Annotated in this window: 13 protein-coding genes and 2 tRNA genes; 13 read left to right on the top strand and 2 right to left on the bottom strand. The window is 53.8% G+C overall.

Annotated elements, in window-relative coordinates:
* Window positions 1-64 precede the first annotated feature (64 nt).
* The 12 genes from lpdA to LVJ78_RS05215 all read left to right on the top strand — a co-directional run bounded on the left by lpdA (window position 65) and on the right by LVJ78_RS05215 (window position 13,500).
* Complete coding sequence (lpdA, locus tag LVJ78_RS05160) at window positions 65-1,855, top strand: dihydrolipoyl dehydrogenase (RefSeq protein ID WP_132952514.1); 1,791 nt, start codon at window positions 65-67, stop codon at window positions 1,853-1,855.
* A 249-nt stretch (window positions 1,856-2,104) separates the two neighbouring features.
* Complete coding sequence (locus LVJ78_RS05165; protein WP_243650317.1) at window positions 2,105-2,839, top strand: carbonic anhydrase; 735 nt, start codon at window positions 2,105-2,107, stop codon at window positions 2,837-2,839.
* 202 nt (window positions 2,840-3,041) lie between these two features.
* Window positions 3,042-4,889: a tetratricopeptide repeat protein gene (locus LVJ78_RS05170; protein ID WP_132952510.1), complete on the top strand. Its 1,848-nt coding sequence runs from the start codon at window positions 3,042-3,044 to the stop codon at window positions 4,887-4,889.
* A gap of 114 nt (window positions 4,890-5,003) precedes the next feature.
* Window positions 5,004-5,612: a lipoprotein insertase outer membrane protein LolB gene (gene lolB, locus LVJ78_RS05175; RefSeq protein ID WP_132952508.1), complete on the top strand. Its 609-nt coding sequence runs from the start codon at window positions 5,004-5,006 to the stop codon at window positions 5,610-5,612.
* Entirely contained in the window at window positions 5,612-6,460 is an 849-nt protein-coding gene (ispE, locus tag LVJ78_RS05180; RefSeq protein ID WP_132952506.1) for a 4-(cytidine 5'-diphospho)-2-C-methyl-D-erythritol kinase, read from the top strand. The genes lolB and ispE overlap by 1 nt, the downstream gene beginning before the upstream one ends.
* Window positions 6,461-6,472: 12 nt before the next feature.
* Window positions 6,473-6,548: transfer RNA gene (locus LVJ78_RS05185), tRNA-Gln, on the top strand.
* Window positions 6,549-6,559: 11 nt separating this feature from the next.
* Window positions 6,560-6,635, top strand: a tRNA-Gln gene (locus LVJ78_RS05190).
* A gap of 190 nt (window positions 6,636-6,825) precedes the next feature.
* Complete coding sequence (locus LVJ78_RS05195) at window positions 6,826-7,812, top strand: ribose-phosphate pyrophosphokinase (RefSeq protein ID WP_132952543.1); 987 nt, start codon at window positions 6,826-6,828, stop codon at window positions 7,810-7,812.
* Window positions 7,813-7,876: 64 nt separating this feature from the next.
* Window positions 7,877-8,449 carry a 50S ribosomal protein L25/general stress protein Ctc gene (locus tag LVJ78_RS05200; RefSeq protein ID WP_132952504.1) on the top strand — a complete coding sequence of 191 codons (573 nt, stop codon included), beginning with the start codon at window positions 7,877-7,879 and terminating at the stop codon, window positions 8,447-8,449.
* 271 nt (window positions 8,450-8,720) lie between these two features.
* Window positions 8,721-9,989 (top strand): TolC family protein, encoded by a 1,269-nt coding sequence (locus LVJ78_RS05205; RefSeq protein ID WP_132952502.1) that lies wholly within the window; start codon window positions 8,721-8,723, stop codon window positions 9,987-9,989.
* 28 nt (window positions 9,990-10,017) lie between these two features.
* On the top strand, window positions 10,018-12,198 hold the full coding sequence (locus LVJ78_RS05210; protein ID WP_132952500.1) for a type I secretion system permease/ATPase: 2,181 nt from the start codon (window positions 10,018-10,020) through the stop codon (window positions 12,196-12,198).
* Between the two features lie 72 nt (window positions 12,199-12,270).
* Window positions 12,271-13,500, top strand: a complete 1,230-nt coding sequence (locus tag LVJ78_RS05215) for an HlyD family type I secretion periplasmic adaptor subunit (protein ID WP_132952498.1) — start codon at window positions 12,271-12,273, stop codon at window positions 13,498-13,500.
* A gap of 852 nt (window positions 13,501-14,352) precedes the next feature.
* On the opposite strand, the gene LVJ78_RS05220 is transcribed toward LVJ78_RS05215, so the two are convergent.
* On the bottom strand, window positions 14,353-15,006 hold the full coding sequence (locus tag LVJ78_RS05220) for a response regulator (RefSeq protein WP_132952496.1): 654 nt from the start codon (window positions 15,004-15,006) through the stop codon (window positions 14,353-14,355).
* Entirely contained in the window at window positions 15,003-16,898 is a 1,896-nt protein-coding gene (locus LVJ78_RS05225) for a type IV pili methyl-accepting chemotaxis transducer N-terminal domain-containing protein (RefSeq protein ID WP_132952494.1), read from the bottom strand. Before LVJ78_RS05225 ends, LVJ78_RS05220 begins: the two co-directional genes overlap by 4 nt.
* Before the next feature lie 225 nt (window positions 16,899-17,123).
* Between LVJ78_RS05225 and LVJ78_RS05230 the strand changes: the two genes are divergently transcribed.
* Complete coding sequence (locus LVJ78_RS05230) at window positions 17,124-17,372, top strand: MoaD/ThiS family protein (RefSeq protein ID WP_132952492.1); 249 nt, start codon at window positions 17,124-17,126, stop codon at window positions 17,370-17,372.
* The last annotated feature ends 2 nt before the right edge of the window (window positions 17,373-17,374 follow it).

The raw sequence follows: 17,374 nt of genomic DNA on the forward strand, positions 1-17,374 counted from the left end.
GCGTGAGGCCGTCTGAAAACATTTATCGAAAGCAGCTTGAACACTGCTTGATGAAAGGTTGAACATGAGCTTAATCGAATTGAAAGTGCCCGATATCGGCGGCCACGATAATGTGGACATCATCGCCGTTGAAATCAAAGCGGGCGACACGCTTGCTGTTGAAGATACCCTGATTACTTTGGAAACCGACAAAGCCACGATGGATGTGCCGGCTGAAGCGGCCGGTGTGGTGAAAGAAGTCAAGGTAAAAGTGGGCGACAAAATTTCCGAAGGCGGCGTGATTGCCGTGATTGAAGCGGCCGGCGCGGCTGAAGCGCCCAAAGCCGAAGAAAAAGCGGCAGCGCCGGCAGCAGAAGCGCCCAAAGCGGCCGCAGCAGCGCCGCAAGCGGCAGCATTTGGCGGCAGCGCCGATGCCGACTACGATGTGGTGGTGTTGGGCGGCGGCCCCGGCGGCTATTCCGCTGCTTTTGCCGCAGCTGATGAAGGCCTGAAAGTGGCCATTATCGAGCGCTACAACACCTTGGGCGGCGTGTGCCTGAATGTGGGCTGTATTCCCTCCAAAGCCTTGCTGCACAATGCCAATGTGATTGATGAAGTGCGCCATTTGGCAGCCAACGGCATCAAATATCCCGAGCCCGAGCTGGATATCGATATGCTGCGCACTTATAAAGAAAAAGTGATCGGCAAGCTCACCGGCGGCCTGGCCGGCATGGCCAAAGCACGCAAAGTGGATGTGATTCAAGGCGAAGGGCAATTTGTGGGCGCGAACCATATCGAAGTGGCGCTCACCGACAGCCCGCAATATGAAAAAGCCACCGAAACCGGCGAGAAAAAAACCATAGGCTTTAAAAACTGCATCATCGCCGCCGGCAGCCGCGTGATGAATTTGCCGTTTATTCCGCAAGACCCGCGCATTATCGACTCGAGCGGTGCGCTGGAATTGAAAGAAGTGCCGCAAAAAATGCTGATCATCGGCGGCGGCATCATCGGCCTGGAAATGGGCACCGTTTACAGCACTTTGGGCACACGTCTGGATGTGGTGGAGATGATGGACGGCCTGATGCAGGGCGCCGACCGCGATTTGGTGAAAGTGTGGCAGAAGCTCAATGAATACCGCTTCGACAACATTATGATCAACACCAAAACCGTGGCCGTGGAGCCGAAAGAAGACGGTATTTATGTCACCTTCGAGGGTGAAAACGCGCCCAAAGAGCCGCTGCGCTACGATGCGGTGCTGGTGGCCGCCGGCCGCGCGCCCAACGGCAAATTGATTGGTGCCGAAAAAGCCGGCGTGGCCGTGACCGAGCGCGGCTTTATCGAGGTGGACAAGCAAATGCGCACCAATGTGCCGCATATTTATGCCATCGGCGATATTGTCGGCCAACCGATGCTCGCGCATAAAGCGGTGCACGAAGGCCATGTGGCGGCTGAAAATTGCGCCGGCCACAAAGCTTATTTCGATGCGCGCGTGATTCCCGGCGTGGCCTACACTGCGCCCGAAGTGGCTTGGGTGGGCGTAACCGAGCTTTCCGCCAAAGCGCAAGGCCTGAAAATCACCAAAGCCAATTTCCCGTGGGCCGCTTCCGGTCGCGCCATTGCCAATGGCTGCGACCAAGGCTTCACCAAGCTGATTTTCGACGCCGACACCGGCCTGATTATCGGCGGCGGCATTGTCGGCCCCAATGGTGGCGACATGATAGGCGAAATCTGCCTGGCCATCGAAATGGGTTGTGATGCCACCGATATCGGCAAAACCATCCACCCGCATCCGACCTTGGGCGAAACCATCGGCCTGGCGGCGGAAGTGGCATTGGGCACGTGCACCGATTTGCCGCCGCAACGCAAGAAAAAATAAGCTTTCGCACGGATACGTGTTGAAATCAAAGCAGGCCGTCTGAAACTTTTCAGACGGCCTTTCTGTTTTGTTTTATCAGCCTCGTTTGTGCCAAATCAAATTTCAAATGTAATAAAACTACGATTAAATATTATAATATCAATTGGTGATTTTAAATTTTATTTATTTAAATAATACAAAATATTATCAGCTTATTCTATTAAAACAATCGGAGGTTTTATGCAGAAATTCAGATTTGCAGCGGTCCTGTTGGCTGTATGTGCTTTACCGTTGGCGGCTGCTCAGCCGCATGATGCACATCATGCGCCGCATTGGTCTTATGCAGGCGCAGAAGGCCCTGCGCATTGGGGTGAGTTGGGCAGTGAATATACCGAATGTAGTGCCGGTAAAAACCAATCGCCGGTGGATTTGAGCCGGGCGGCTGCCACTTCAGAGCGCAGCGTGGTTTTTCATTATCAGCCGGCGCGTTATCGCGTGGAAAACAACGGCCACGCTTTGCAGGCCACGCCTGAGGGCGGCGGCCAGTTTGTGCGCATTGGTGGAGAGTCTTTTGCTTTGAAGCAGTTTCATTTCCACACGCCCAGCGAGCACACATTCAAAGGCCGCCATTTTCCGTTGGAAGCCCATTTCGTGCATCAAAGCACGCAAGGCGCGCTGGCCGTGGTGGCGGTGGTGTTTGATGCCGGTAAGGCCAATCCGGCACTCAAGCCGCTGTTGGCGAAAAAATTGAAGCCCGGCCAATCGGTGCAATTGCCGCATGAGTTGGATATTTCAAACCTGTTTCCCGCCGATACGGCTCATTTCCGCCTGAACGGCTCGCTCACCACGCCGCCGTGCAGCGAAGGGGTGAATTGGGTGGTGATGGAAGCGCCGGTGGCGGCTGCTGCGGCGCAGCTTGAAGCTGCTGCCACCATAATCGGCCACCCCAACAACCGCCCGGTGCAACCTTTGAATGCGCGTATTGTCATTGAAGAAGCACAATAAGCAAAAGCTGCCAGGGCCGTCTGAAAGGCCGGGCAAAGCATTCAGACGGCCTCGGTAAAAATAAACAAAGCCCCTGCGCAGCTTCGGCGCTTGTGATAAAGTAACAGCCCGATTGCCGTGCTGCCGCTTGCGGCGGCATGTTTTAAATTTTAGCCAACTCAGGCGATAAACGGCCTGTTGCCCGGCGCTTGGAGATTGAATCATGTCTTTTTGGAAAACCGGCATCCGCCCGTTGTGTGCCGCGCTGATGTTGCTGTGTGCCGGCAGCGTGTATGCAGCCAGCCATCAGGCGGCGCTGCAAAGCGATGATTATGTGGCTGTTGAGCGCAAAAAGCGCTATTCCGAAACGGAATATGCCGAAGAATACACGCGCCGCCAGGATATCGTGCAGCGGGCCAACCAAATATTCACGCTGCTGGGCGGCGAGATGGCTTTGGAAAAAGGCGAGGCCGGCACGGCGCTGGCCACTTATATGCTGATGCTCGACCGCACGCGTGATCCGGAGGTGGCCGAGCGCGCTATGGAAATGGCCGTGTCGTTGCATGCTTACGAGCAGGCAGAAGCCATTTATCAGAAATGGCAGCAGATTGAGCCTGTGCCCGGACCTGCGCAAAAGCGCATGACGTGGGCGCGCAGCTTGGTGTTTGGCGACACAAAATATGCGGCCGATAATCTGGCCGCCGTATTTGCCGGTGCCGATGAAGAGCAAGTGCGGCGCATGTTTTTATTGCTGACGCAAGTGAGCGTGCAGCAGCCGGATTTGGCTGCAAAAGCCGGCTCTGCCTTGCACCGCACCGCCGCGAAATATCCCGATATGCCGGAAGCGGCCATTGCCGATGCGATTTTCAGCGCGCAAAACGGCAAAGACAAAGATGCCGTTAAAGCTTTGCAAAAGCTCGCCGGGCTGGATGCCGATATCCGCCCGCCCACCGAGCTCACCTTGCGGCTGGTGGCGCAGCGCCGCCCGGAAGTGCTCAACCGCTTTTTTGCCGAAACCGACACAAAAGATTTGTCGCCTATGTGGCAAGAGCTGAAAATCAGCAGCTTGATCAGCGCCGGCCAAACCGATGAAGCTTATCGCCAGTTGCAGCAATTGTTGGCGCAAAGCCCCAATGCCGATCTGTATATCCAAGCGGCTTTACTCGGCGTGCAGCGCAACGATGATCTGCCTGCCGTGATCGGCCAGCTTGAAAAAGCCTATGCTTATGGTACGCAGGAGCAGCAAAGCCGCGCCGCCGTGATTGCCGCTATGCGCACCGCCGATGCCCGGCAATATGCAGAGGCGAAGGCATGGCTGAATAAAATCAACGCGCCGGATTATGTGTTTGATAAAGCCGTGTTGCGCGCCTCAATCGAAGCCGAGCAGGGCAATTGGCAGCAGGCATTGGCTGAAACCCGGCGCGCGCAGCGGCTGCCCGAGCAGCAGGGGCGCTTTTTCAACGGCAATGATTTGCAGCGGGTGCAATTGTTTGCCATTGCCAAACACAGCAACCCGCAGCAGGCGCTAGCCGAGCTCAACACCATGTTGGCGCGTGCCGAAAAGCAGCCCGATAATGATGAGCGGGTGGCCGATATTCTTTACCAACGTGCGCTGGTTTATGCCGACAAGCTGCACCAGCCCGAACGCGCCGTGGCCGATTTGCGCCGCTATTTGAAGCTGAATCCGAATAGCGCCGGCGGTATGAATGCCTTGGGCTACACCATGTTGTCGCAGCCTTCCGCCGATTTGGACGAGGCTTTCGGCCTGATTCAGGCGGCCTATCAAATCGAGCCGGAATCCGCCGCCATTAACGACAGCATGGGCTGGGCTTATTTCAAAAAAGGCGACCCGCAAGCCGCACTGCCTTATCTGCAATATGCTTTCGAGCAATATCCGGATCCGGAAGTGGCCGCGCATTTGGGCGAAGTGTTGTGGGCAATGGGCGAGCATGAGCAAGCGCGCGCCGTGTTTGCAAAAGGGCTGGCCGGCGAGGGCAATATGGCGGTGTTACGCGAAACCATCAAACGTTTGGGCGTGCGCCTGCCTGCTGCGTCAAACGCCAAAAAATAAAGCGCAGGCCGTCTGAAAAGATATTGTTTGTTTTCAGACGGCCTGTTTTTGATTTTATTGAAAATAAGGCCGTCTGAAATCAAACAAGGCCGTCTGAAACGCAAATACAAACACATGAATATAAATATCCGGATTTCTGCCGCAAAATTATTTGCACTTTCTGCCGCTGTGCTGCTGGCTGCATGTGCACAACCGCGCATGGCCACAAGCGACAGCTGGCGCGAGCAAACCGAAATGCCCGACTTCACCGCCGGCGGGCGCTTGGCGGTGAAGGTGAATGAAAAAGGCTCGTATGCCAATTTTGACTGGACGCACCAAAACCAGGTGCAAACCATTGATGTCAACACGCCGTTGGGCAACACGGTCGGCCAGCTTTGCCAAGACGGGCAGGGCGTGTTGGCGGTGGACGGCAAAGGGCAGGTTTATCAGGCCGCCAGCGCCGAAGCTTTGAGTGAGCAGCTGCTCGGTTATGCTTTGCCGGTGCAGTATCTTGATGTGTGGGCCAATGGCCAATGGGTTAAAAATGCCCCGTATCAAATATTACCTGATGGGCGCTTGCAGCAATTCGAGTGGACGATTACACGCCGTCTGAAAGAAGATGGCACGCCGCGCATCTTGCAGCTGGAAAGCCCCAAGCTCAGCTTGCGCTTGGTGTTTGACCAAATCACTTACAGCAAAAGCAGCGGTGCAGCCGGGCAATGCGCCGCGCGGGCAGGTGCATAATGGTGAAGCTGCCCGCGCATGCCCAAGCCTTTTTGGCACCGGCCAAGCTCAATCTCGATTTGCGCATCACCGGCCGTCGCGCCGACGGCTATCATTTGTTGGAAAGCATTTTCTGCCTGATTGATTTGTGCGACATCGTGCATTTGGCGCCGCGCACCGATGCTGAAGTCATATTGCATGCACCGGCCGCCAGCGTGGCCGCTGAGCAGGATTTAAGCTATCGTGCCGCCAAAGCCCTGCAGCAAGCCGCAAATTGCCGCTTGGGTGCCGATATTTGGCTGCAAAAAAACATTCCCATGGGCGGCGGCTTGGGTGGCGGCAGCTCCGATGCCGCCACTGTGCTGCTGGCGCTGAATCATCTGTGGCAATGCGGCTTGAACCGCCAAGCATTAATGGAAATCGGCGTTGGTTTGGGCGCCGATGTGCCTTTTTTCTTGTTTGGCCGCAATGCATTTGCCAGGGGCATCGGCGAGCAGTTGAGCGCATTTGCCGTGCCCAAACAATGGTATGTGGTGGTGAAGCCGGCTGTGCACGTGAGCACGCCTGCAATTTTTTCACATCGAGGCTTGACACGAAATTCCAAACCCAGCATAATGCCGACTTTCCAAACGCTACAGCCTTTCAGAAATGACATGCAAGCGGTGGTGTTGGAAACTTACCCCGAAGTAAAAGAGGTGTATCAAGCGCTGAAGCCTTACGGCAAGCCTTTGATGACCGGCTCAGGTGCTTGTGTGTTTATCGGCTTTGAGCAGAAGGGTGAGGCAGAAGCAGTATACAACCGGATTTCAAAAAAATATGAAGCATATTGCGTGGAAGGCCTCGAGTCCCACCCTTTGCTTGATAGATAAGTTTTGAAGTGTTGGGGAGTCGTCAAGCGGTTAAGACACTGGATTTTGATTCCAGCATGCGAAGGTTCGAATCCTTCCTCCCCAGCCACCACCCAGTTTTGGGGAGTCGTCAAGCGGTTAAGACACTGGATTTTGATTCCAGCATGCGAAGGTTCGAATCCTTCCTCCCCAGCCAGATAAAAGCGTGTAAGTTCACTTGCACGCTTTTATTACGTTTTCGCCACATCTGCATAAAAATGAGGGATGCGGCTTTGTGCTGCAAAGCTTGGGTGCGTATAATGGGCACCTCGGCGTCAGGCGCAGATGAAAGGGAAGCGCATATGTTTCCTGAAACAAAACACTATACCAATCCAGGTGATGAAGATATGGCTGCATACGATAGTTTGATGGTGTTTACCGGCAATGCCAATCCGGAATTGGCACAACGCGTGGTGAAACATTTGGATATCTCATTGGGCAATGCCTCGGTGAGCAAGTTTTCAGACGGCGAAGTGGCCATTGAGTTGCTGGAAAACGTACGCGGGCGTGATGTGTTTATTTTGCAGCCCACTTGCGCACCTACCAACGATAATCTGATGGAAATCCTCACCATCGCCGATGCGCTGAAACGCGCTTCGGCCGGCCGCATCACCGCCGCGATTCCCTATTTCGGCTATGCCCGCCAAGACCGCCGCCCGCGCTCTGTGCGAGTGCCGATTTCGGCCAAGCTGGTGGCCAATATGCTTTATTCGGCCGGTATCGACCGCGTGTTGACTGTGGATTTGCATGCCGACCAGATTCAAGGCTTTTTTGATGTGCCGGTAGACAATATTTATGCCACCCCGATTTTGATTAACGACATCCAACAGCAGCGCATCGAAAACCTGACCGTGGTCAGCCCCGATATCGGCGGTGTGGTGCGCGCCCGTGCCGTGGCCAAAGTGCTGAATGTGGATTTGGCGATTATCGATAAACGCCGCCCCAAAGCCAATGTGGCCGAAGTGATGAATATTATCGGCGATATTCAAGACCGCACCTGCCTGATTGTCGATGATATGATCGATACCGCCAACACCTTGTGCAAAGCCGCTTCTGCGCTCAAAGCGCGTGGCGCTTCGCGCGTGCTGGCTTATGCCACCCACCCGGTGTTTTCCGGCGAGGCCGTGTCGCGCATCGCTTCATCAGATATAGATCAAGTGGTGGTCACCGATACCATTCCCTTGTCGGAAGAGGCGCTCAATTGCGGCCGCATCCGCCAAGTGACCATTGCCGGGCTGCTCGCCGAAACCGTGCGCCGCATCAGCAATGAAGAATCTGTTTCTTATCTTTTCAATGAAGATTTGCTAACGATCGGCAATATGTATTTGCCGTAAAACCTGTCGTCTCAAGCTGGTCGCGGCCGATGACGACTTTTTCTGTTTATTTGGAGTATTTAATATGTCATACGAAATTCAAGCTACCGTTCGCGAAGCACAGGGCACTGGTGCGAGCCGCCGCCTGCGTCGCGAAGGCCAAACCCCCGCCGTGCTGTATGGTGAAGGTCAAGAGCCGGTTGCAATTGCTGTCGATCACAAAACCGTGTTTTACGCGATTGAAAAAGAATCTTTCCACACCGAATTGATTAAACTGACCCTCAACGGCAAAACCCAAGACGTGATTGTGCGCGATTTTCAAATGCATCCGTTCCGTCAAGAAGTGCAGCATATCGACTTCCAAGCCGTTGAAGCCGACAAGCCGCTGAAAATCCGCGTGCCGCTGCATGTAATCAACGCTGAAAATTCGCAAGCGGTTAAGCTGCAAGGCGGTCGTGTGTCTATGCTCAACGCTTCTGTTGAAGTGATTGCCCTGCCCAAAAACGTGCCTGCTGCGTTGGATCTGGATTGCGGCAAAGTGGTTGCCGGCGATATTCTGCACTTGTCCGACATTAAATTCCCGGAAGGCGTGGAAAGCGTTTCTTTGAAACGCGGCTCAAACTTGGCTGTGGCCACCGTTACCGGTAAAAAACGCTAAGCGGGTTGCAATATGTGAATCCCACTGTTTGGTTCAGTGGGATTTTTTATGGCAATCGCTAAAAATTATTGCATTGGAATAGTCAATGAAGTGGTAATTTTTATTTTTACATACTTTCAGTAGATAATATCTACCATTTATCTTAAGACAAGCGGATAATGCCGGCTTGATGTTATGCTGGCTCCATCACTACTGCCACTCACTGAAATCAACGGGTAAAGCTTGTCCGGCGTGCCATGGGCAAAACCAATAATATTTAAGTTGTGTAAACATGCAAAAGCATTTATTTAAAACGGGCGGATTATGGAAACGATGTGCGATTATCTCGGCATTGTTTCTTTTTGCTGCACCACCTCTTGCTGCGAAAGAATTGAAAGATATTCTGAAGCATTCACTGATTGCCGATCCGGCGCTGTTGGAAGCCCGCGCCATGGAAAATGCGGCCAAAAGCACCACCAAAGCCACACAGGCAGGCCATTATCCGGTGCTGACCCTCACCGGCACCAGTGTTTTGGCGCAAAAGCACAAATATGCCAGCAACGATAAAGATGACGGCTTGGGGGTGAGGGGCAATCTCAACCTCTATTCTTGGGGCGGCATCAGCGCCTCAGTGCGTCGCGACAAGCAAAAAGAAATCTATCAAAAATACAAATATTTCGAAACGCAGGAGCAGCTGGGCAGCACCATCGGCAAGCTTTATCTCACCGCCCTGCGGGCAAAAGAATCGCTGCAAATCAACCGCCAAAGCCTCAGCCGCCATAATAATTTATTAAAAGATTTAAGCGTGATTGTGAAGTATGACGGCGGCCGCCGCTCGGAGCTGATTGAAGCCAGAGCGCGCCAATTGCAGGTTGAAACCAATATTTCCCAACAAACCCGCACCATGGAGCTGGCCTTGAGCCGCTTATCTAAATATACCGGCAGCCGCTTGAGTGCCGATGATCTGCAAGATCCGTTCCGCAGCGAATCGGCCGTATCCCTGGTGCGCCGTTTTAAAAATGACGACAACGGCATCAACCCTTCATATTTGGCGCAACAGGCTGAGCGCGAAAGTGCCAACGAAGAATTGGCCGTTGCCAAAGCGGCAAGAATGCCTTCGGTGAATCTGGAGGGCAATGCCAGCCGCGAAACACGCGAGCTTTATGTGAATATGTCGTGGAATGTGCTGGATATGGCGGCACGTTACAACGTGGCCAAAAATGCCGAAACCTTGATTGCCGCCGAATCAAAATTGGATCAGATTGTGCGGGAAGTGGCTGAAAAGTCGCAAACTGCCGAAATCGATATGGCGCAAAGCGAGCAACGCTCCGACATCACCGCGCAACATATTGTGGCGCAAAAAGAAGTGGTGAAAGCTTATGAGCTGCAATTCAAAATCGCGCGCCGCACCTTAACGGATGTGTTGGGTGCTTACACGGAATTGGCCGGCATCGAGCAGGAATATGTGAGTGCGCGTAATGATTTTCGCGATGCCGCATTGGATTATTTGGTTGCCCAGTCGCAAGTGGCCAATTGGGCGGGCGTGGTGCAAGAGAAATAATTATTTAAATCTGAATTGAATCGTTATCATGAAATCTATAATCGAACACATTGCATTAACCACCCGTCTGCTGGGCGCACCCGTATCGGAAGCGGCCTTGTCGGCAGAAGTGGTGCGGGACAAAAAACTCAACGTCAATTTTCATTCCTTGGTTGAAGTGTTGCGCAGCCACGGTTTTGAAAACACTTTGTCCAAGCGCAGCCTGGAAGATATTCCTTCGCTGGCCGTGCCGGTGGTGCTGATTCTGCACAACGAAGAGGCGGCGGTTGTCACCAAGATAGAAGGGGTGGGGCGGGCGCGCAAATACCATATCCGCCAAACCGATGGATTGGCGCAAGAGCTCGATTATGCGCAATTGTCGGTTTTGTATTTGGGCTATTGCTGGTTTATCAAACCGAAAATGGTATCGGATGCCCGCTCGGAGCTGCCTGAATACCATTTGCCCAAATCATGGTTTTGGAAAGTGATTTGGCGCTTTCGCAGCTATTACTATCAGGTGATTTTGGCCACGTTTATCATCAATTTCTTGGCTTTGGTGAGCTCGCTCTATGTGATGAACGTTTACGATCGCGTGATTCCCAACCAAGCTTATGAAACGCTGTGGGTGCTGAGCATCGGTGTGTTTTTGGCCATTGCTTTTGAATTTGCCGCCAAAATGATACGCGGCCATCTCACCGATATCGCGGGCAAAAAGGCCGATCTGATTATCAGCTCGGCGCTGTTTCGCCGCGTGTTGGCGCTGCGCCTGGCCGATAGGCCGGCTTCTTCCGGATCTTATGCCAACAATTTGCGCGAATTTGAAGCCGTGCGCGAATTTATGACCAGCGCCAGCTTGCTCACCTTGGTGGATTTACCGTTTTTGCTGCTGTTTGTTACCGTGATTGCGATTATCGGCGGCAAGCTGGCTTTGATTCCGCTCACCATCATTCCGATTGTGATTATTGTCGGCTTTTTGGTGCAGCGCCCGCTTTCGCGCCACATCAACGAATCGATGAAAGAATCGTCGCAACGCTCCGGGCTGGCCGTGGAAGCCATTGAAGGTATCGAAACCCTGAAAACCAATAATGCCACTTCATGGGCGCAGCAACGTTGGGATGAATACACCGCCAAAACTTCAGCAGCCTCAATCAAGGTGAAAGATACCAGCAATTTTATGATTAACTTTACCATCGGTATGCAGCAACTCAATACCGTGGGCTTGGTATTGCTCGGCACTTATCTCATTCATGCCGAAAACCCGGCCGAGCGCATCACCATGGGTGCGCTGATTGCCGCCGTGATTTTATCCGGCCGCGCGCTTTCGCCTTTGTCGCAGATTGCCGGTTTGGCCACGCGCTTCCAACAGGCGAAGTTGGCGCTCGAAGGAGTGAACAATATCGTTCAGCGGCCGATTGAGCGCGACCCTGAGCGCAAATACATCACGCTTGACCGTGTGGAAGGCGGCATTGCTTTCGATAATGTTTCTTTTCAATATCAAGAAGAAACCGGCGCAGCCGTGAGCGATTTAAAGCTCAATATCCGCCCCGGTGAAAAAGTGGGCGTGCTCGGCCGCATCGGCAGCGGCAAATCCACCATGCTCAAGCTTGCCAGCGGCCTTTATGATTCGGCCAAAGGCAACATCACGCTGGATGGCGTGGATATGCGCCAGCTCGACCCGAATTTCCTGCGCAGCGAAGTGGTGTTGCTGAGCCAGCAGCCGCGCCTGTTTTTGGGCACTTTGCGTGAAAACATGGATTTGGCGCGCTTTGACGGCTATTCCACAGATCAGGAATTGCTGGCGGCCTTAAAGCGCTTCGGCCTCGACCGCATCATCCGCAACCACCCGCGCGGCCTCGATATGCCCTTGGGCGAAGACGGCTTGGGTTTGTCGGGCGGGCAAAAACAGATTATCGCTTTGGCGCGCATGACTTTGCGCCATCCCAAAGTGGTGCTGCTGGACGAACCCACCACCGGCTTGGATCAGGCCACCGAACGCATGGCTTTGAATGCTGTGGCGCAATGGAGCAAAGACAAAACCATGGTGGTGGTAACCCACCGCCCGCAGGTTTTGCAAATCGTTAACCGCATTATCGTGATGGACAACGGCAAAGTGGTGATGGACGGCCCGCGCGATTTGGTGCTGCAAAAGCTGATGCAAAACGAAGCCCAATCCGCCAAACCGGCTGCCGCCGCGCAAGTGCCGGCACCGCAGGCAGGCGCGGCCGGCTAAGCCGCCCGGATACAATAAACCAAGAGCCGGTTCAGACGGCCTGAAAGCAATAAAGTAAGGTAGCCAAACATTATGAGCAGCGAAAACAACGTTAAATCCAAAGATCTTGCATTGGTCAACGACCTCAATGCCGCTTTGCAAAAAGAAAAGCACAGCGGACAATTTTGGGTGATCATGCTTTTTTTCATCTTTTTGGTGGTGTTCGTTATTTGGGCGTATAACAGCCCGATTGAAGAAGTTACCCGCGGCCAAGGCAATGTGATACCGAGCAGCCGCGAGCAGGTGGTGCAAAGCATCGACCCCGGCATCATCATGGAAATGAAGGTGAAAGAGGGCGAAATTGTAGAAAAAGACCAAATTTTGCTCAAGCTGGACGACACCCGCAGCTCTGCCATCTGGCGCGAGAGCGAAGCCAAAGTGCAAAACCTTGAAGCCATGGTGGCACGGCTCAAGGCAGAAGCCTACGGCACCGAATTGAGCTTTCCCAAAGGCATCAGCAACGAATTGAAACAGCGCGAACATGCGGCTTTTGTGGCGCGCCGCCGCGCCGTTGTGGACGCGATTCAAGGATTGAGCATCAGCAAAGCCACGCTGGATAAAGAAATCAGCATCACCGCCCCGATGGTGGCTCAAGGCGTGGTTTCCGAAGTGGAGCTTTTGCGTATGCAACGCGAATCGAGCGATTTGGCTTTGCAAATCGCCGAGCGGCGCAACCGCTATATGGCCGATGCCAACAACGAATTGGTGCAGGCCGAATCCGAATTGGCTCAAGCCAAAGAAAATATGGCCATGCGCGCCGACCCGGTCGACCGCTCGCTGATACGCGCCCCGATGCGCGGCATTGTGAAAAACATCGAAATCAACACTGTGGGCGGCGTGGTGAATGTGGGGCAGGATATCCTCACCATTGTGCCGCTGGACGATAAATTATTGGTTGAAGCCTATATCCGCCCGCAAGACGTGGCCTTTATGAGCCCCGGCCTGCCTGCGGTGGTGAAAATCAGCGCTTATGATTACGCGATTTATGGCGGCCTCGACGGCAAGGTAACGCTCATCAGCCCCGACACCATGAGCAACAACAACCAGCCGCGCGCCAATGATTTGAAGCTTGATCCCAACCAAGTGTATTACCGCATTTTGGTGCAAACCGACAGCAATAGCCTGAAAGATAAAAACGGCAAAGACATGCCGATTATCCCGGGCATGGTGGCCACGGTGGATGTGAAAACCGGTGAAAAAACCGTCTTCCAATACCTAATCAAACCGATCACCCGCATGAAACAAGCCCTGCGCGAGCGCTAAAGCATAGGCTGCAAAACAAAAGCCCGCTGCAATATGCTGCGGGCTTTTGTTTTGTACAGGCCGTCTGAAAAGTTTTATGCCCATTCAAATAAATCATACCAATCCAAAAAAATAACCTAACTGCGTTGGCTCGCCTTGCCGTACTATAGTGGAATGCAAGAAAAAGTGATACAAAACTATGCTCTATAACGGAATAGATCGGGTTGATAAACCCAACGTTTCAGACGGCCTGTGGGCTTGTTGGGTTTTCAACGCACCCTACCTGTTGTGTCACTTTTTCTTGCATTCCACGATAGTTGTATTGTCTGCGGCTCGCCGCCTTGTTATACCAATTCAAAAAAATAATATACAAATAGGCAGCCTGTAGGTCGGATTCTCGAATCCGACACTTGTTCGCAGAACAAGGCACGCACATCGCTTTGGCCGTTGGTCAAATGTCGGATTCAAGAATCCGACCTACGCGGATGATGCCGCCGAACTGTTTTTATTTTGTAAGGTTATTTTTTAGAATTGGTATTAGCTTACTTTTTTGAATGGGTATAAACCGGCATGGCACGGGCAGCCGTTTGGGTTTTTGTGATATTGCAGCGAAAGCCAATAAGAAACCGCGGTTTGTTCGGCATCAGGATGCATGCGTTTAAAGCAGATGATGTCGGTTTTTTAGTGCTAAAAATAAAGGCCGTCTGAAACATTAATCTTTCAGACGGCCTTTATTTTGTTGTGGAATGAAAAACGCGTGCGTGGCTATTGTGTTGAAAATGTGCACAAGGTGTGCCATCTTGTTGTGCATTTCACCTGTCAAACGGGCTTTTCTACCCACGATCCGGCTTGCGGCTGAAGTGCGGGCAAGCCTTAATCCGGCTGCGGCACTTTGTGTTGCACGGCATACACGGCCGCCTGCACGCGGCTGCTCAGCTCGAGCTTGCGCAAGATATTCTGCACATGCACTTTGATGGTGGATTCGGCCAAATCGAGGCGGCGGGCGATCACTTTGTTGCTGTGGCCGGCAGCCAGATAGCCCAGAATTTCCAGCTCGCGCGGGGTGAGGCTGGAGAGTGCATTGTTTTTCGGCGGCGCGGCGGGGGAAATCAGCGATTGCACCAGTCGGGCGGTCATTTCGGGGGAAAACACATTGTCGCCGTCCACCGCTTTGCGGATGCTGTCGAGCAGGAAATCGGCGTTGATGTTTTTCAGCAGAAAGCCGCGCGCGCCGAGGCGCATGCATTCGGTGAGGTCGTCGCTGTCTTCCGACACGGTGAGCATCACCACGGTTTGCTCGGGGTGGGCGCTGAGAATCTGTGCCAGCGCTTCGCGCCCGTTCATCACCGGCATGTCGAGATCCAAAAGCACAATGTCGGGGCGGGTTTGCGCCACCAGCTTCACGCCGCTGAGGCCGTCGGCGGCTTCGCCGATCACTTCGAAATCGTTTTGACGCGAGAGCAGGGCTTTGATGCCGCTGCGAAAGAGGGTGTGGTCGTCGATTAGCGCTATTTTGATGTGGCTCATGTGGCGGTTCTCTTATGGTGCGGCAGCATCAGGGTGATGGTAGTGCCGTGTAGTGGCTCGGATTGTACCGCAAGCTCGGCATGAATGCGACGGGCGCGCTCGTGCATGATGCCCAGCCCCACGTGTTCGCCCGAAAGGTTTTTCAGACGGCCTGTGTCAAATCCTTGGCCGTTGTCGGCGATGCGCATGGTGAAATCCTGCTCGTTGACAATATCGATTTCCACGCTGTGCGCCTGCGCGTGTTTGCGGATGTTGGAGAGGCTTTCTTGCAAAATGAAAATCACTTGCAGCTGCTCTTCGCTGCTCAAGGCATAGCCGTGGCCGTGCCAATGGGTGTTGACGGCAATCTGGGTTTGCTGTTCAAAGCGCTTTACCAAGGCCTGCACGGCTTCGGGGAATTCTTTTTTGCTGATTTTGGTGCGGAAATTGAGCAATAATTCGCGCACATCGTCATAGCATTCCTGCACGCCCTCGCGGATAAAGTTAAGATTCTCCTGCACTTGCTCGCGCTCGTTTGCCTGCACGGCGCCTTCGAGCATCTGCACTTGCAGGTTTAGAAAAGTGAGCGTTTGGGCGATGCTGTCGTGCAGGCCTTGCGCCATCAGGTTGCGCTCCTGCAAAACCGCCAGCTGCTTGCTCTCTTCGGCCAGGCGGATGTTGGCGATGGCCACGCCGAGTTGGTCGCACAAGGCATGTAGAATTTCGGTGTCGCTGCTTTTCAATTGGCGGCCGTCTGAAAAATAAAGCGTGAAAATGCCGATTTCCTGCTCTTTATAGCGGATGTGGAACACGGCCACGCCATCGAAGCCCAGCCGCTCGCACAAGGTCGGCATGCTGGTGGTTTCGTGGGTGTTGAAAAAATGCACCGGCCGCACATCGCTTTCTTGCTGGGCAACTTTGCCGCACAAGCATTCTTCGAGGTGCTCGCATTGCTCGGCGCTTTGGATTTTTTCGGGCAGGCCGATGCTGGCCACCAAATCCATGCGTTTGCGGGCAAAATCGAGCAAGCGCACGCTGCCGGCAGCGGCGGCCACTTCGGGCAGCACGCGGGCGAGGAAATTTTCGGCGGCGGCAGCCGGCGTGCGGGTTTGGTGCAGATCGCGGGCGGTTTGGTAGAGCGTGTCGAGCTCGTGGTTTTTCTGCTCGAGATTGCGGGTTTGCAGCGCCACTTGACCTTCGAGATTGGTGTAGAGTGTTTTGAGGTGGGTGCTCATGCGGTTGAAGCCATCGTTGAGCTGGGCAAATTCGGCGGTGTCGCCCGTGGCCACTTGCGCGCCGAATTCGCCGCGGCGAATGGCCTGCATGCCGCTGCGCAAAATATCCAACGGCCGGATTACCCACAAATAAAGCAACACCACCATCACGCCTGCGCCCACCAGCACCATCACCATCAAGGCCGTCTGAAAAAGGCGCAGCCATTCGGTGTTGCGCGCATTCACGTTTTCCACTGAGCGCACAAAATCATCAATCAGCGCCACAAAAGAGCGCAATTGTGCGCTGTCGGGCGATTGACCGCTAGCGAGCACCGGTTTGATTTGCTGATGCCAATGGCCGATAAGTGCCTGCATTTTGGCGTGGATTTCGGGGCGGTCGGGTAGGAACAAGGGGCGCTGCGGGTCGCCTTTTTCAATATTGTGCAACGTGGTTTCAAAGGCTTCGATTTGCGGGGCGATGGCGGCGCTGTCGGCCTGCGACACCGAATAAGCCAGCCGGTAAGTGCGCATGCGCAGGCTGCCGGCATCGTTGATGGCGGCACCGGCACCTTCAAGCCGCCAGGAAAGCACCAGCGTGAAGGCAATCGAGAAAAGCGCAGCGCCCACCCATAAGCAGGTGAGTAGCTTGAGGCGGGAAGAGAGGCTGCTGCCGTAGCGGCGGATAAGCGGTTTGTTCATGCGGAATCAATCAGAATGGCTAGTTCTAAAGTACCATTTGCAGGAGCTAGGCACAATCCGCCTAAAGGATAAGGCTGCATCCGCCGAAATGGGCTGGGTTTTGGTGTAGAATTCTGCCACTATCGTCAACAACGATACTCATTGCGCCACGCTGCCTTCGGGCAGGGCGCGCAGCCTTTCTTTATGTGATGGATAACCGTTTTCAGACGGCCACGGCAAGCAGACATGATTACAATTTTATATTTCGGCGTGCTCAAGCAGCGCCTTAACACGGCTGAAGAAACCCTTGAATGGCAAGGCGGCAGCGGTGCCGATTTGCGCGCACTTTTGCAGGCGCGCGGCGGCGAATGGGCCGATGCGCTCTCAGACGGCAATGTTTTCCGGCTGGTGATCAATAAAAAAATCAGCCAATGGCACGATACCGTGCCCGATGGTGCCGAAGTGGGCTTTTTGCCACCGGTAACAGGAGGATAGCC

This window comes from Uruburuella suis, from assembly GCF_022870845.1.
Lineage (GTDB): Bacteria > Pseudomonadota > Gammaproteobacteria > Burkholderiales > Neisseriaceae > Neisseria > Neisseria suis.

Bases quoted from the DNA above. Each gene is read 5' to 3' on its own strand.
- LVJ78_RS05170 (WP_132952510.1), top strand. From the start codon at position 3,042: ATGTCTTTTTGGAAAACCGGCATCCGCCCGTTGTGTGCCGCGCTGATG.
- LVJ78_RS05200 (WP_132952504.1), top strand. From the start codon at position 7,877: ATGTCATACGAAATTCAAGCTACCGTTCGCGAAGCACAGGGCACTGGT.
- LVJ78_RS05210 (WP_132952500.1), top strand. From the start codon at position 10,018: ATGAAATCTATAATCGAACACATTGCATTAACCACCCGTCTGCTGGGC.
- ispE (WP_132952506.1), top strand. From the start codon at position 5,612: ATGGTGAAGCTGCCCGCGCATGCCCAAGCCTTTTTGGCACCGGCCAAG.
- LVJ78_RS05225 (WP_132952494.1), bottom strand. From the start codon at position 16,898: ATGAACAAACCGCTTATCCGCCGCTACGGCAGCAGCCTCTCTTCCCGC.
- lolB (WP_132952508.1), top strand. From the start codon at position 5,004: ATGAATATAAATATCCGGATTTCTGCCGCAAAATTATTTGCACTTTCT.
- LVJ78_RS05205 (WP_132952502.1), top strand. From the start codon at position 8,721: ATGCAAAAGCATTTATTTAAAACGGGCGGATTATGGAAACGATGTGCG.
- LVJ78_RS05230 (WP_132952492.1), top strand. From the start codon at position 17,124: ATGATTACAATTTTATATTTCGGCGTGCTCAAGCAGCGCCTTAACACG.
- LVJ78_RS05220 (WP_132952496.1), bottom strand. From the start codon at position 15,006: ATGAGCCACATCAAAATAGCGCTAATCGACGACCACACCCTCTTTCGC.
- LVJ78_RS05195 (WP_132952543.1), top strand. From the start codon at position 6,826: ATGGCTGCATACGATAGTTTGATGGTGTTTACCGGCAATGCCAATCCG.
- LVJ78_RS05215 (WP_132952498.1), top strand. From the start codon at position 12,271: ATGAGCAGCGAAAACAACGTTAAATCCAAAGATCTTGCATTGGTCAAC.
- lpdA (WP_132952514.1), top strand. From the start codon at position 65: ATGAGCTTAATCGAATTGAAAGTGCCCGATATCGGCGGCCACGATAAT.